Below are 14,082 nucleotides of genomic sequence, written 5' to 3' on the forward strand. Positions count from 1 at the left end.
TCGGATCAGCCGAACCGACCCGAGATGTAATCCTCGGTGGCCTTCTGGGTCGGATTGGAGAAGATCTTCTCGGTGTCGTCGACCTCGACCAGCTTGCCCGGTTTGCCCGTCGCCTCCAGATTGAAGAACGCCGTTTGATCGCTCACGCGCGCCGCCTGCTGCATGTTGTGAGTCACGATGACGATCGTGTAATCCTGCTTCAGCTCGGCGATCAGATCCTCGATCGCCAGCGTGGAGATCGGGTCCAGCGCCGAGCACGGCTCGTCCATCAACAGCACGTCGGGCTGCACGGCGATGGCGCGTGCGATGCACAGGCGCTGCTGCTGACCACCCGACAGACCGCCGCCCGGCTTGTCCAGCCGATCCTTGACCTCGTTCCAGAGGTTGGCACCTTTGAGCGAGCGCTCCGCCACCTCGTCGAGCGCCTTACCGCCGCGGACTCCCTGCAGCTTCAAGCCGGCGACCACGTTGTCTCGAATCGACATGGTCGGGAACGGGTTCGGCCGCTGGAATACCATGCCGATCGTTTTGCGGACGCTCACCGGGTCGACGCCGGAGCCGTAGATATCCTCTCCGTCCAGCAGTACCGAGCCCTTCACGCTGGCCCCGGGCAGCACCTCGTGCATCCGGTTGAGTGTGCGCAGCACCGTGGACTTACCGCAGCCCGACGGCCCGATGAACGCGGTCACACTACGTGGCGGGACGGCCAACCCCACGTCGGCGACCGCATGGAAGGACCCGTAGTAGATGTTGAGATCTTTGAGATCCAGGCGTTTGGCCATGACTGTGCTCCTAATTCCTCGTCACTTCTCAAGCCCGATTGCGGTTCAGCCAGCGCGTGAAGAAGGCGGCGCCCACGTACAGCGCCCCCACCAGCAGGATGAGGGTCAGCGCCGCACCCCATACCCGCATGCGGCCCGCCTCTTCCGGGTTGACCAACTCCGTATAGATCAGCAGTGGCAGCGACGCCATGTTGCCTTCAAGCACGTCGTAGTTGATGGACCGCGCGTACCCGACCAGCACGAGAACGGGTGCGGTCTCACCGATCACCCGCGCGAGCGCCAGCATGATCCCGCTGATGACGCCCGGCAGTGCCGTCGGAACAACCACCCGTGCAATGGTTTTCCACTTCGGAATGCCGAGCGCGAGAGAGGCCTCGCGAAGTTCGTCGGGTACCAGTTTCAGCATCTCCTCGGTGTTGCGCACCACGACGGGAAGCATCAACAACACCAACGCCAGCGCCACCGCGAACGAACTCTGCGGGAAACCCATCGTCGCGATCCACAACGCGAAGATGAACAGGGCCGCGACGATCGACGGGACGCCGGCGAGGATGTCCACCATGAACGTCACGGTCTTGGCGAACCATCCGCGCCCGTACTCGACGAGGTAGATCGCGGCGAAGATGCCCAGCGGGACGGCGAGGATGGCCGCCGCCGCAGCTTGCACGATGGTGCCGTAGATGGCGTGGTAGACGCCGCCGCCGAACTGTTCGGGCAATACCCCCGAGAGCGACCTGCTCCACCATGCCGAACTGATCACCGCGCTGAAGCCGCGGGATACCACTGTGTACAGCAGCCACACCAGCGGAATCATGGCGATCACGAATGAGGTCCAGAACAGCACCATGGCGATGCTGTTCGTGAGCTTTCGTTTTTGGCTGATGGGGTGGAATGTCGGCCCCTTGACCGACGCTTCCAATGTCGAGGTCATCCGCCGCTCACCCTCCCTCCGGCCGCCGCACGGGCGAGCGCATTGACGATGAAAGTCAGGATGAAGAGCACCAGGCCGGCGGCGATGTATGCGCCCGTCGGCAGCGGTGCGCTGAATTCGGCTGCCGCCGAGGCGATCTTCGACGCGAACGTGTAGCCGCCGTCGAACAGGGACCAGTTCCCCGGTTGCGCGGCCGTCCGCAGGATGATCAACACCGCAATGGTCTCGCCCAGCGCCCTGCCGAGTCCCAACATGGAACCGGCGATCATGCCGCTGCGGCCGTACGGATACACCGTCATGCGGACGACCTCCCACTTGGTGGCGCCCAACGCCTGCGCGGCCTCGACATGACCCTTCGGAGTCAGGCTGAACACCTCTCGCGCCACCGAGGTGATGATCGGAAGGATCATCACCGCCAGCACCACGCCCGCGGTGAAAATAGTACCGCCGCCGGCGATCGACACGTTCCCGTCCGCGAACAGGAAGATCCAGTTGAGGTTATCGTTCAGGAAACGTTGGACCGGTTCCAGGCGCGGCGCCAGCACGAAAATGCCCCACAGGCCGAAGACGATGGACGGCACTGCTGCCAGCAGGTCCACCAGGATGGCACACGGTTTCGCGATCGCCTTGGGCGCGTAATTGGTCAGGAACGTCGCAATGCCGATCGCGATCGGCACCGCGACGATCAGCGCGAAGATCGAACTCAGGACCGTGACCCGGAACAGGTCGGCGATACCGAACCTGAGGTCACTGGAATCGGAGGTGACGAATTCCGAGCTGGTCAGGAAGTCGGCGTTGTTGGCCTGCAGCGACGGAATCGCCCTGATGAGCAGGAACAAGCCCATCAGCGCGATGGCACCGATGATGGTCGCGCCTGCTGCCACTGCGACGGAATAGAAGATCCGGTCGCCCCATCGACCGCTGCCACCGCCGAGCAAAGATCCCCCGGTTGGCTTAGTAGGCATCTGAGTGGTTTGTCCGGTCTGCCGTGGGCTCGCCGCCTCCGGCGAGCCCACAGCAGTCGGTTCGGGTCGTACCGTCATCGTCCGACTACGAGATCGCGTTGATCGCGTCGGTCAGCTTGGCCTTGAACTGATCAGGGATCGGAATGTACCCGTTGTCCTCCAGACCCTGCTGGCCGGGGCCGACGGCGGCGGTCAGGAATGCCTTGACCGCGGGGGCGACCGCGGCGTCGGGGTACTTCGAGCAGACGATTTCGTAGGTCGGCAGCACGATCGGGTAGGCGCCCGCATCGGCCGGCTTGTAGAACGAGGACGTGTCCAGGACGAGGTCGTTGCCCTGGCCTTGGATCTTCACCGTGTCGATCGACTTACCGGCCGACTCGGCGCTCAGCGTCACCGGTTCGGGGCCGGCGGACGTGACGATGTCGGCGATCTGCAGCCCCTGACTCTTGGCGTAGGACCACTCGTTGTAGGTGATCGAACCGGGCGTGCTCTTGATCGCCGCGGAGGTGCCCTCGTTGCCCTTGGCGCCTTCGCCGACACCGCCGGCGAACGTCTTCCCGGCACCCTTGCCCCATGTGCCGTCCGAGGCAGCGTCGAGGTACAACTGGAAGTTGTCGGTCGTGCCGGACTCGTCGCTGCGGAAGAGCACGCGGATCGGCTGGTCGGGCAGCGCCTTGCCCTCGTTCAGCGCCGCGATCTCAGGGGCGTTCCAGTTGGTGATCGCGCCGTTGAAGATCTTGCCGAGTGTCGGGCCGTCGAGCGCCAACCCGTCCAAGCCCGCGAGGTTGTAGGTCACCGCGATGGGCCCGAAGACAGTCGGCAGGTTCCAGGCGTCGCTGCCGCCGCACCGCTCCTTCGCCCTGTCGTACTCGCCCTTCTCCTGGCTGAGCGGTGAGTCGGAGCCACCGAAGTCGGTCTGACCGCCGATGAACTCGGAAACACCGGCGCCGGATCCCGAGGAGGTGTAGTTCAGGGTGTAACCGGGGCAGGCGGTCTCGTAGGCGTTCACGAAGCGGGTCATCGCATTTGCCTGGGCCGAGGATCCACTTGCCTTGAGCGACTCCTTACCAGCGCACTCGATGCCCGCGGCGGTGTCGCCTGCGGTGCCTCCCGTGCCCTCGTCCCCGCCGGATCCCGACGAGGCGTTGTTGTCGCTGCCGCATGCCGACAAGAACAGGGCGCTGGCGGCCAGCAGGCCAAGCGCAACGCCGGATCGATTGGGCTTCACGTAGCTCCTTCAAGGAAGTGGCGGTGATCGACAATCGACCACCGTGTTCGCGGGCAGTAGCGTCGGAACGATCGTCCCGTCGAGCAGGGCCCTGCCTGCTCGCAGCTGAACCTAAGCGGCCGCTATGAACGGTCGGCCCCTGCTTGGTGAACGGAACATGAACCCGACATGGGGCCCTGGCCCGCCCCACCGGCGGTGATTCACTGGCGGCGTCAGCTCAGCAACTATCGACCCCCGATGTGATTGAGGTGGCTGGCCCTGACGATCCAAGTTCTGCGCTCGCAGTTCGGGCACAGCCGGCGATCGTCGATCGACTTCGCCACAGTCACGCGTCACCGTGGGAACTGCTCGGTGATGTTCGCCGAGGAAACCATCGAGCGGTTCCGGCTCACTTCCTACGCAACCGCGTAGCGCGTCCTACGCAACCGCGTAGCGCGCTCACACCGGTGGCGCCATGCGCGACGATCGCCGCAGAGTCAGGCGAAACCTTCGATGACTCACCCGGCGGCGTACGCGGCGTCGACGGAGAAAATGTCGAATCCCAAGCGCCGGTAGGTTCTGACCGCCGCGTTGTTGTCGGCTTCGACATAGAGCATCACGGTCGGCTGTGAGGAAGTCGACAGCCGCTCGGCCAGATGATGGAGTCCGGTCAGCGTGAGCGTCGCGCCCAGTCCGCGGCCCTGGGCCGTCGGGTCGACACCGACGACGTAGACCTCACCGAGATCGGTGTCGTGCACCTTTGTCCAGTGAAATCCGAGAAGTTTGCCCGATTCGTCGTCGAACGCCAGGAACAAGCCGTCGGGATCGAACCACGGTTCGGCACGCCGTTGGGCGATGTCGGCGCCGGTCCAGCCGCCCTGCTCGGGATGCCAGGAGAACGCTGAGTTGTTGACCCGCAACAACTCAGGATCGTCCTGTGACCCGGTGTAGCTGGCCAGGCGTATCCCGCGGGGCACTGTCACCGGGGGCAGATCGGTGAGCCCACGACGCATCTGCAGCAGCTCGCGCACCACTCGGAGGCCCAGCGTGCGGGCGGTTGCCTGCGCGGCTTCCAGGTTGCCGTGGGCCCAAATCCGGGCAGCCGCACCGCCTTCGGCAAGCCCGGCGCGCGCCATCGCCGCCCCGGTACCGCGCCGCCGGAAGTCGGGGTGCACCACCAGTTCGGCCATCGGCGGTGCGGTGTCGGAGGCGGGCGCGAGGTTGAGGTAGCCGACGACGTCGGCGGCGTCCGGGTCGACGGCCAGCAGGTGCCGGGTCCGGTCGGCGGGAAGCTCCCTGAGCACCTGATCACCGACCGGGGCCACGCCGTCGTGGTCCGTGGCGGCGGCGATGACGTCACGGATCGCGGCTTGCTCGCCCTCGGTCAGTGCGCTCCGCCAGTCGATCGACGTCACGGAGCGCGCAACGGATGCACCAGCGACGGCGGCACGCTGTCGGGCGTCTCGTAGTCGTCGTCGTCGTCGGAGAGTTCAGTTTCGGGTGCCGGCGGCCGGCCACGGGCGGGCCGGACCGCCTTGTATCCCACGTTGCGAACGGTGCCGATCAGCGATTCGTATTCGGGGCCGAGCTTGGCGCGCAGTCGACGGACGTGCACGTCGACCGTTCGGGTGCCGCCGAAGAAGTCGTAGCCCCACACCTCCTGCAGCAGCTGGGCGCGGGTGAACACCCGGCCGGCGTGCTGGGCCAGGTACTTCAGCAGCTCGAATTCCTTGTAGGTCAGGTCGAGCGGGCGACCCCGCAGCCGGGCCGTGTAGGTGCCCTCGTCGATCACCAGTTCGCCGAGGCTGATCTTGCCGGCGTTCTCCTGATTCGCGGCACCACCGCGACGCCCGACCAGCAACCGCAGGCGTGCATCGATCTCGGCGGGACCCGTCGCGGGCAGCAGGATCTCGTCGAGGCCCCACTCGTGATTGACCGCCACCAGGCCGCCCTCGTTGACTACCGCGACCACGGGAACCGACGTCCCTGTCGTTCCCAGCAACCGGCACAGGCCACGGGCGGCGGCCAGGTCGGTGCGGGCGTCGACGATTGCGACGTCGGCGGTACCGGCTTCCAGCAACGAAGAGACCTCGGTCGGGGCGGCACGCACGTTGTGCGCGAGCAGCGACAATGACGGCAGAACCGACTCGGGGTGCGGGTCGACGGTCAACAGCAGCAGATCCACAGGCCCTCCAGCAGTCCGGGGGCGTCGCCCGACGTCGATGTGCGGTGATCTCCCAGATTTGTGCCTGACACACGGCCGTTACCGACCGTTGGCAAAGTAACGATAGCGCGCCGGCGGCAGATCAGCCGCGTCAAGCCGGTTCAGGGAACGACCGGTAAGCCACAATGTGGCGATGCGCAAGCTGCTGATCGGGCTCCTCGCGACGGTGACCGCAGTGGTCGTCGGCGCGGTCGGCGTCGATTTCGGCGCGGCCGTCTACGCCGAATACCGCTGGTCACGGGTGTTGCGCGAGGTCGCACACCTGGATGCCGACCCGTGGGTGGGCATCATCGGCTTCCCGTTCGTCCCACAGGCGATGGACCACCACTACGGCGAGATGGAAATCCGCGCCAGTGGTGTTGATCACCCCGTGGTGGGTAAGGCGTCGCTGGAAGCGACCCTGCACGACGTCGACGTCAGCGAGACATCCTGGCTGGTCCGGCCCGGCGAACCCATAGCCGTCGGAAAGGTCGAGAGCCGCATCATCATCAACTCCACGCACGTCGGCCGCTTCATCGGCATCCCTGATCTGCTCGTCGAAGCCCCGACCGGGGAGACCAACGACGCGACGGGCGGTACCACCGAATCCGGGATCTCCAGCAACAAGGGTGTCGTCTTCACCGGCACCCCGGAGTCGGCGGGTTTCGACGAGCGGGTGTCGGTCGCCGTGGACCTGTCCATCAGCGGACCCGACCACACCACGCTGGTGATGACGGCCACCGACATCCTGACCGGCGCCGGCACGGCCGGCCAGGCAGTGCCCGTGGACAAGACCGCCGCGGTCCTCGACGCGTTCAGCGCGCCCATGCCGGGGCAGAAACTGCCGTTCGGCATCGCACCGACCGCCCAGGGTGCGCGCGGTTCGGATGTCATCATCGAGGGCATCACCGACGACATGACCATCACACTCGGCGGGTTCAGGCAGTCATGAGCTCGTCGTGGATCGTCGTGATCGCCGTCCTGATCGCAGTGTTCGGCGTCGCCTTCGTGGCGGGACGCCTGATGAACCTGCGCGCCGGCCTGCGCAAGGCCGAGGCCGCCGCGATGAACGTCGACACCTCCGGACTGGGGTTGTCCGAGACCGGCCCCACCGTCGCGCACTTCAGCGCCGTGTGGTGCGGGCCTTGCGACGCCGTGCGCCGCGTGGTCGACCAGGTGTGCCGAGAGATGCCCGAAGTGGCCCATGTCGAGATCGACATGGACGCCAATCCCGAAGCGGCTAGGCGGCTTTCGGTGCTGTCCCTGCCGACAACGATCGTCTTCGACGCCCACGGCCGCCCGCGCTATCGCACCTCCGGCGTGCCGAAGGCCGCTGACCTGCGGTCCGTGCTGGAACCGCTGTTGGCCTGAGCACCCTGTCATTGGGTAGGCTGGCCGCGTGTTCGCCCGCCTCGAGCTGATGCTCACCAAGCGCCGCGCAGTCGATCTGTGCCGCACCGCGGGTTGTTGCTGTCGTTGTTGTCGCTGAGCGCTGTCGCGCCGCCGTGGTCGCGCTCACTCGGGCCAGCGGGCTGTCCACAACCAGACATTGATCGCAACAGGAGTATGACTTGCCCATCCCTGCATGACTTCGCAGTAACGCAACGAAAGGATCATCGATGGCTCGCTCCGACGTCCTGGTCACCACTGACTGGGCCGAGAGCAATCTCGACGCGCCCAACACCGTGTTCGTCGAGGTCGACGAGGACACCTCGGCCTACGACACCGGACACATCGAAGGCGCGGTCAAGCTGGACTGGAAGACCGACCTGCAAGACCCGGTCCGTCGTGACTTCGTCGACGCCCAGCAGTTCTCGAAGCTGCTGTCTGACCGCGGGATCGCGGGCGACGACACGGTGATCCTCTACGGCGGCAACAACAACTGGTTCGCCGCGTACGCCTACTGGTACTTCAAGCTCTACGGCCACGAGAACGTCAAGCTGCTCGACGGCGGCCGCAAAAAGTGGGAACTCGAGGGACGTCCGCTGTCGAGCGAGACGGTGAACCGCCCCGCGACCAGCTACACCGCCAAGCAGCCCGACAACAGCATCCGGGCCTTCCGCGACGAGGTGATCGCCTCGATCGGCGAGAAGAACCTGGTCGACGTGCGCTCCCCCGACGAGTTCTCCGGCAAGATCCTCGCCCCGGCGCACCTGCCGCAGGAGCAGAGCCAGCGCGCCGGCCACATCCCCACGGCCATCAACGTGCCGTGGAGCAAGGCCGCCAACGAGGACGGCACCTTCAAGTCGGATGAGGACCTCGCCAAGATCTACGCCGGCGCCGGGCTGGACGGTGAGAAGGAAACCATCGCCTACTGCCGCATCGGTGAGCGCTCTTCACACACGTGGTTCGTCCTGCACGAACTGTTGGGGCACAAGAACGTCAAGAACTACGACGGCAGTTGGACGGAATACGGTTCCCTGGTGGGGGCCCCGATCGAGTTGGGAAGTTAGACACATGTGCACTCCTCCTAAGCAAGGGCAGACACTGCCCGCCGGTGTCGACCTGGAGAAGGAAACCGTGATCACCGGTCGTGTGGTGGACGGCTCCGGACAGGCGGTCGGCGGCGCGTTCGTGCGCCTGCTGGACGCCTCGGATGAGTTCACCGCCGAGGTGGTCGCGTCGGCCACCGGCGACTTCCGGTTCTTCGCCGCGCCGGGCACCTGGACGCTGCGCGCGCTGTCGAAGGTGGGCAATGGCGACGCCACCGTCGCTCCGTCAGGTGCCGGGATCCACGAGGTCGACGTCAAGGTCGCCTGACCGGGCTGCTCGTTGGTCACGCCGAGGCGGCCGCGCCCCGGCGTGTGCGTCGGCGGCGTGCGCATTTTCCGGAAATCCGCTGCACAGCCCACGGCGGTCGAGCACGATGTGGTCAGCTCCTGGGTTTTTCGCCGGGAGTTCACCGCGGGTGAACAGGACTGACCATGAACGTGTCGTTCGTGTGCGCGGCCGCTTCCGCAATCGGCGCCGTTGCGTTGGCAACCGCCCCCGTCGCCGCCTGCGGGGCCCGAGGAGGACTTCCTCACCAGCATCGGCAACGAGGGCATCGTGTGGGAGCCAGCGGACCCTCGGCCGTCCTCGACACCGGCCATGCCGTGTGCACCGACTCGAGCAACGGCGCCACTTTGCCGACGAGGTGGCCGATCTCGTCGGCGTCACCGACTGGACCGACTATCAGGCCGGCGTCTTCATCGGTGCGGTGACCGGCGCGTTCTGTCCCCAGTTCGAGAACAAGATCGGCTGACCGGCCGGGCGCCAACCGCGCACCTCCGGCGGTTAGACTGATCCGGTGGTCCTGTTCTACGAAATCCTGCTGGTGGTGTGCACCCTGGTGATCACGTGGTTTGCGCTCTATGCGCTCTACCGCCTCGTCACCGACGACTCGTGACGTCACCGCACGAACCCGAAGACGCCGCCGGTTCCATTTTCTCGACGTCCGGTGACCGCGCCGTCGCCGATGCCGCCGAACGCGCCAAGATCACTGCCGCACGCAACATCCCGGGCTTCGACGACCTCCCGATGCCCAAGGACACGGCAAATCTGCGCGAGGGTGCCGACTTCAACGACGCGCTTCTTGCGCTGCTGCCGCTGGTCGGCGTATGGCGCGGTGAGGGCGAGGGCCGCGGGCCGCACGGCGACTACCGGTTCGGTCAGCAGATCGTCGTCTCTCACGACGGCGGCGACTACCTGAACTGGGAAGCCCGGTCTTGGCGGCTCACCGAGTCCGGCGGCTACGACCGGGCGGGCTTGCGTGAGACTGGATTTTGGCGTTTCGTCGACGATCCCGCCGACCCGTCCGAATCGCAGGCGATCGAGCTCCTGCTGGCGCACTCGGCCGGCTACGTCGAATTGTTCTACGGTCGCCCACGCAATCAGTCGTCGTGGGAGTTGGTCACCGATGCGCTGGCCCGCAGCAAGTCGGGGATGCTGGTCGGCGGCGCGAAGAGGCTCTACGGCATCGTCGAGGGCGGCGATCTGGCCTACGTCGAAGAGCGCGTGGACGCCGACGGGGGGCTGGTGCCGCATCTGTCGGCGAGACTGTCGAGGTATGTCGGATAGTGGGCTTGCGAAAGGTCACGGCGGCCCTGGCCGCCGCGGGGATGTTGGCGGCCTGTACATCCGAAGAGTCGCCGCCGGAAACCGGTCCGCCGTCGTCGAGCCCGAGTGGACACGGCTCGTACGCGGAGTGCCTCAACGAGCACGGTGTGCCCGCCGCGCCGGGTCCGAACACGGGACCGCCTGCGGGGGTTGACCGAGCGGCATGGGACGAGGCGCTGAAATCCTGCGCCTCGCTCGCACCGGGACCGGGCTGACGCGGCACGAAGCCCCAGATACACGAAGCCCTAGATGTGGGCGACCCCCGAGCCGTTGGTTCCTGGGTGGACGGACCGAAGGGCTCGGGGGCCGGGTGACTGCGGGGAATTCGCCAGCGCACTGAGGTCGGTGCTCGACTTCCCCGGTGCTGCTAGCGGGCAGCCACCTCACATGTCCATAAGTCACTCAATTTGCCGGACCACCTCCTTCCCTGTGTACGAGCGACCGTACCCGCGTACACCCACACCGACAAGGAATTTTCGGTTCGCCATCAGCGATCACTGACGATGGCCGCGTCGACCAGCGCCGCCACCTCCGTCGCCAGTGGCGTCGGCCGCAGCGGCACCCCGTCCAGCGTGTGCACGCGGGCCGCCAGGGTGACGCTGGAGACCAACCAAACGCCCTGCGCCGCAAACAGATCAGCGGGCAGCAGCGCCCGGTAGTCACAGTCGTAACCCTTGTTGCGCGCCACCTCGAACAACGCCCGCGCAGTGGTGCCACGCAGGATCGGATACCACGGTGGCGGGGTCAGCAGCCCGAGGCCGCCGCCCTCCATCTCGGCGGCGATCACCACGGTCGATCGCGGCCCCTCCAGGATGTGTCCGTCGGAGCTGAGGAAGACGACATCTCCGGCACCATGCTTCTCGGCATGCCGCAGCGCGGCCATGTTCACCGCGTACGACAGCGTCTTGGCCCCCGCCAGCAGCCACGGCAGCTCGGCGGCCGCCGTCGGCAAGCCACGCGCCAACGTCAGCGCCGCCACCCCGTCCCGGCGGGCGGCCGCCACCCGGGGCGGCAGGGCGCCGATCGTGACGTATGCGGTTGGGCCTCCCCCGCTTTCGCGGCCGCGGCTGTACACCAACCGCAGCACCCCTTCACCGCCGCCGTCCGCCGCCCAGCGGTGCACCGCGGTGGTGACCGCCGAACGCCAGCGCGCGGGATCCGGGGCGGGCAGATCCATCAGTCGCGCCGAATGGGTGAGCCGCCCGAGGTGCGCCTTCAGCAGGCAGGGACGGCCGTCGCGGACCAGCAGTGTCTCGAAGATCCCGTCGCCGCGGACGGCGGCCAGGTCGTCGGCGTACAACAGGGGTTTCTGCGCGTCGTGGACGGCACCGTCGAGGGTGACGACCACAGCAGGTCCGCTCGCCATGGCCCATCAGCCTAGACCCGTAGAGTTGACCTATGTCAGCAGTTCCCGTGCCCGAAGGACCGGACGCCGGCTCGGTGTGGCACTACGGCGACCCGCTCGGCGAACAGCGCGCCGCCACCGACGACGCCGTGGTCGTCGACCGCTCGCACCGCGTCACCCTCACCCTGACGGGCGGTGAACGCCGGTCCTGGCTGCACACGATCTCCAGCCAGCACGTCAGCGAGCAGCCCGACGGCACGGTCGCCCAGAACCTGAGCCTCGACGGTCAGGGGCGGGTCGAGGACCACTGGTGGCAGACCGAACTCGGCGGCGTCCTCTATCTCGACACCGAGCCCTGGCGCGGCGCCCCGCTGCTCGACTACCTCCGCAAGATGGTGTTCTGGGCCGACGTGACGATCGAGGCTGCCGACCTCGCGGTGCTGTCCCTTCTGGGTCCCGCGCTGGCCGACACGCCGGTGCTCGACGCGCTCCGGCTCGGTTCGCTTCCGGCGGAATCGACCGCGGTGCCCCTGCCCGGCGGCGGTTTCGCGCAGCGCCTGCCCGCCGACGGACTCGAACTGGACCTCGTGGTGCCGCGTGCGCAGGCCGCCGACTGGCAGGACCGGGTCACCGCCGCAGGTGTCCGGCCCGCGGGAGTGTGGGCCTATGAGGCGCACCGGGTGGCGGCGCTGCAGCCCCGGCTGGGGGTCGACACCGACGAGCGCACGATCCCGCACGAGGTCGGCTGGATCGGCAGTGCGGTGCATCTCGACAAGGGCTGTTACCGCGGGCAGGAGACCGTTGCCCGGGTCCACAACCTGGGAAAACCGCCCCGCATGCTGGTCCGGCTGCAACTCGACGGGACCACCGATCGCCCGTCGACCGGTGATCCGGTGCTCGCCGGCGGTCGCACAGTAGGCCGGCTGGGCACGGTCGTCGAACACATCGACGACGGTCCGGTGGCGCTCGCACTCGTGAAGCGAGGGCTGCCCGCCGACACGCCGCTGAGCACCGGCGGAGACGCCGAGGCCAGCGCGGTGATCGACGCCGACTCCATACCGAGCGCCGACCACCTGCGCGCCGGCCGGCTTGCGGTCGAGCGGCTTCGCGGCGGCGGTCGGTGAACCTGGTCACCGCTGGCGAGGGCCTGCCAGCACTTGGCGGGCTGGCACGCTAAAGTGTTGGCAGGACAATAACGACATCGGAGAATCGGAGCCGCCAGTTCTCAGGGCCGCTCCGTTATTGCGCAAGGGGGTCCCCTATGGGCCGCGGCCGGGCGAAGGCGAAGCAGACAAAGGTCGCTCGTGACCTGAAGTACAGCTCGCCCCAAACTGACTTCGAACGGCTACAGCGCGAGCTGGCCGGCGGGTCCGACGAGTTGGATCCCAGCGACGGCGTAGCCGACGACCCCTGGGCGCCCGAGGACGACTGGCGCCGCTAGTCGTTCTGGCGCATCAGAATCGCGGGTGCTGACCCACCAGCATTGCCCGCGGCTCGTCCTTGCCACCCTTCTCGACGGTCCCGAGCGTCCAACTGTCGATGTGGCGGGCCGTCAGGATGGCCAGGGCCCGGTCGGTGTCCTCCGGCGCGACGACGGCCACCATGCCGATGCCCATGTTGAACGTCTTCTCCATCTCGCTGCGCTCGATGCGGCCGCGTTGGGCGATCATCTGGAACACCGGCGCCGGTGTCCACGTCCCGCGGTCAAGTTCTGCCATCAGGCCGTTGGGCACCACGCGCACGAGGTTCCCCGCCAGCCCGCCGCCGGTGATGTGGCAGAACGTGCGCACCTGGGTCTCGGCGGCCAGCGCGAGGCAGTCCTTGGCGTAGATGCGGGTCGGCTCGAGCAGTTCCTCGCCGAGTGTGCGGCCGAATTCCTCGACATGGCCGGCGAGGTTCATCCGATCGATCTCCAGCAGCACCTTGCGGGCCAGTGAGTAGCCGTTGGAGTGCAGGCCCGACGATCCCATCGCGATGATCACGTCGCCGGGGCGGACCCGGTCGGGGCCCAGCACGTCGTCGGCCTCGACGACGCCGACACCGGTTGCCGATATGTCGTAGTGGTCCGGGGCCATCAGGCCGGGGTGCTCGGCGGTCTCGCCGCCCAGCAGCGCGCATCCGGCGAGCACGCAGCCCTCCGCGATACCGGAGACCAGCTGGCTGACCCGTTCGGGGACCGTGCGCCCGACGGCGATGTAGTCCTGCAGGAACAGCGGTTCGGCACCGCAGACCACGAGGTCGTCGACGACCATCGCCACCAGGTCGAGACCGACCGTGTCGTGCTTGTCCATCGCCTGGGCGACGGCCAGCTTGGTGCCGACACCGTCGGTCGACGAGGCCAGCACGGGTTCGCGGTAGCCGCCGCGCAACGCGAACAGGCCCGCGAACCCACCGAGCCCGCCACGCACCTCCGGACGGGTGGCTTTCGCCGCCAGCGGTTTGAACAGTTCGACTGCGCGATCACCGGCTTCGATGTCGACACCGGCCGACGCATAGGAAAAGCCGTGTTGTTCGGTGCGCTCGGTCATCGAAGGAAAGGCTACCGGTCGCG

Annotated in this window: 18 protein-coding genes; 10 read left to right on the plus strand and 8 right to left on the minus strand. The window is 67.3% G+C overall.

The features are described 5' to 3' along the window. Positions 1-5 precede the first annotated feature (5 nt). The 6 genes from pstB to G6N07_RS15765 all read right to left on the minus strand — a co-directional run bounded on the left by pstB (position 6) and on the right by G6N07_RS15765 (position 6,070). The gene (gene pstB / locus G6N07_RS15740) at positions 6-782 is read right to left on the minus strand and encodes a phosphate ABC transporter ATP-binding protein PstB (RefSeq protein WP_085188519.1); all 777 of its coding nucleotides are present in this window, start codon (positions 780-782) and stop codon (positions 6-8) included. Positions 783-810: 28 nt separating this feature from the next. Continuing rightward, on the minus strand, positions 811-1,713 hold the full coding sequence (gene pstA, locus G6N07_RS15745; RefSeq protein ID WP_085188517.1) for a phosphate ABC transporter permease PstA: 903 nt from the start codon (positions 1,711-1,713) through the stop codon (positions 811-813). After that, positions 1,710-2,678 carry a phosphate ABC transporter permease subunit PstC gene (gene pstC / locus G6N07_RS15750; RefSeq protein ID WP_085188605.1) on the minus strand — a complete coding sequence of 323 codons (969 nt, stop codon included), beginning with the start codon at positions 2,676-2,678 and terminating at the stop codon, positions 1,710-1,712. The genes pstA and pstC overlap by 4 nt, the downstream gene beginning before the upstream one ends. A gap of 85 nt (positions 2,679-2,763) precedes the next feature. Next, positions 2,764-3,906 carry a phosphate ABC transporter substrate-binding protein PstS gene (pstS, locus tag G6N07_RS15755; protein WP_085188515.1) on the minus strand — a complete coding sequence of 381 codons (1,143 nt, stop codon included), beginning with the start codon at positions 3,904-3,906 and terminating at the stop codon, positions 2,764-2,766. A gap of 497 nt (positions 3,907-4,403) precedes the next feature. Then, positions 4,404-5,300 (minus strand): mycothiol synthase, encoded by an 897-nt coding sequence (gene mshD, locus G6N07_RS15760; protein WP_085188513.1) that lies wholly within the window; start codon positions 5,298-5,300, stop codon positions 4,404-4,406. Next, a complete protein-coding gene (locus G6N07_RS15765; protein WP_085188511.1) occupies positions 5,297-6,070 on the minus strand; it encodes a winged helix-turn-helix transcriptional regulator in 774 nt (257 codons plus the stop codon). Before G6N07_RS15765 ends, mshD begins: the two co-directional genes overlap by 4 nt. A 172-nt stretch (positions 6,071-6,242) precedes the next feature. Between G6N07_RS15765 and lmeA the strand changes: the two genes are divergently transcribed. The 8 genes from lmeA (at position 6,243) to G6N07_RS20505 (ending at position 10,401) form a co-directional block, all read left to right on the plus strand. Next, a complete protein-coding gene (gene lmeA, locus G6N07_RS15770; protein WP_085188603.1) occupies positions 6,243-7,040 on the plus strand; it encodes a mannan chain length control protein LmeA in 798 nt (265 codons plus the stop codon). Further along, the gene (locus tag G6N07_RS15775; RefSeq protein WP_085188509.1) at positions 7,037-7,459 is read left to right on the plus strand and encodes a thioredoxin family protein; all 423 of its coding nucleotides are present in this window, start codon (positions 7,037-7,039) and stop codon (positions 7,457-7,459) included. The genes lmeA and G6N07_RS15775 overlap by 4 nt, the downstream gene beginning before the upstream one ends. Before the next feature lie 28 nt (positions 7,460-7,487). Next, a complete protein-coding gene (locus tag G6N07_RS21090; protein WP_372507538.1) occupies positions 7,488-7,577 on the plus strand; it encodes an Ms5788A family Cys-rich leader peptide in 90 nt (29 codons plus the stop codon). A 130-nt stretch (positions 7,578-7,707) separates the two neighbouring features. Beyond that, positions 7,708-8,541, plus strand: coding sequence for a sulfurtransferase (locus tag G6N07_RS15780; protein ID WP_085188507.1), 834 nt, complete (start codon positions 7,708-7,710; stop codon positions 8,539-8,541). 4 nt (positions 8,542-8,545) lie between these two features. Then, positions 8,546-8,848, plus strand: a complete 303-nt coding sequence (locus tag G6N07_RS15785; protein WP_085188505.1) for a DUF1416 domain-containing protein — start codon at positions 8,546-8,548, stop codon at positions 8,846-8,848. Positions 8,849-9,224: 376 nt separating this feature from the next. Continuing rightward, positions 9,225-9,332 (plus strand): DUF732 domain-containing protein, encoded by a 108-nt coding sequence (locus G6N07_RS20500; RefSeq protein WP_235849565.1) that lies wholly within the window; start codon positions 9,225-9,227, stop codon positions 9,330-9,332. A gap of 140 nt (positions 9,333-9,472) precedes the next feature. Further along, positions 9,473-10,147, plus strand: coding sequence for a heme-binding beta-barrel domain-containing protein (locus G6N07_RS15795; RefSeq protein ID WP_085188503.1), 675 nt, complete (start codon positions 9,473-9,475; stop codon positions 10,145-10,147). Further along, on the plus strand, positions 10,147-10,401 hold the full coding sequence (locus tag G6N07_RS20505; protein ID WP_085188501.1) for a hypothetical protein: 255 nt from the start codon (positions 10,147-10,149) through the stop codon (positions 10,399-10,401). Before G6N07_RS15795 ends, G6N07_RS20505 begins: the two co-directional genes overlap by 1 nt. Positions 10,402-10,673: 272 nt before the next feature. Here the strand turns inward: G6N07_RS20505 and G6N07_RS15805 are convergent, their stop codons facing one another. Continuing rightward, positions 10,674-11,552, minus strand: coding sequence for an aminodeoxychorismate lyase (locus tag G6N07_RS15805; RefSeq protein ID WP_085188499.1), 879 nt, complete (start codon positions 11,550-11,552; stop codon positions 10,674-10,676). A 32-nt stretch (positions 11,553-11,584) separates the two neighbouring features. Between G6N07_RS15805 and ygfZ the strand changes: the two genes are divergently transcribed. Next, entirely contained in the window at positions 11,585-12,655 is a 1,071-nt protein-coding gene (ygfZ, locus tag G6N07_RS15810; protein ID WP_085188496.1) for a CAF17-like 4Fe-4S cluster assembly/insertion protein YgfZ, read from the plus strand. A 137-nt stretch (positions 12,656-12,792) separates the two neighbouring features. Next, a complete protein-coding gene (locus G6N07_RS15815; protein WP_085188494.1) occupies positions 12,793-12,972 on the plus strand; it encodes a DUF3073 domain-containing protein in 180 nt (59 codons plus the stop codon). Positions 12,973-12,985: 13 nt separating this feature from the next. Here G6N07_RS15815 and purM read toward each other — a convergent pair whose 3' ends face one another. Next, positions 12,986-14,059, minus strand: coding sequence for a phosphoribosylformylglycinamidine cyclo-ligase (gene purM / locus G6N07_RS15820; RefSeq protein WP_085188492.1), 1,074 nt, complete (start codon positions 14,057-14,059; stop codon positions 12,986-12,988). Positions 14,060-14,082 lie beyond the last annotated feature (23 nt).

Origin of the sequence: Mycolicibacterium doricum (assembly GCF_010728155.1) — a bacterium.
GTDB classification, from domain to species: domain Bacteria; phylum Actinomycetota; class Actinomycetes; order Mycobacteriales; family Mycobacteriaceae; genus Mycobacterium; species Mycobacterium doricum.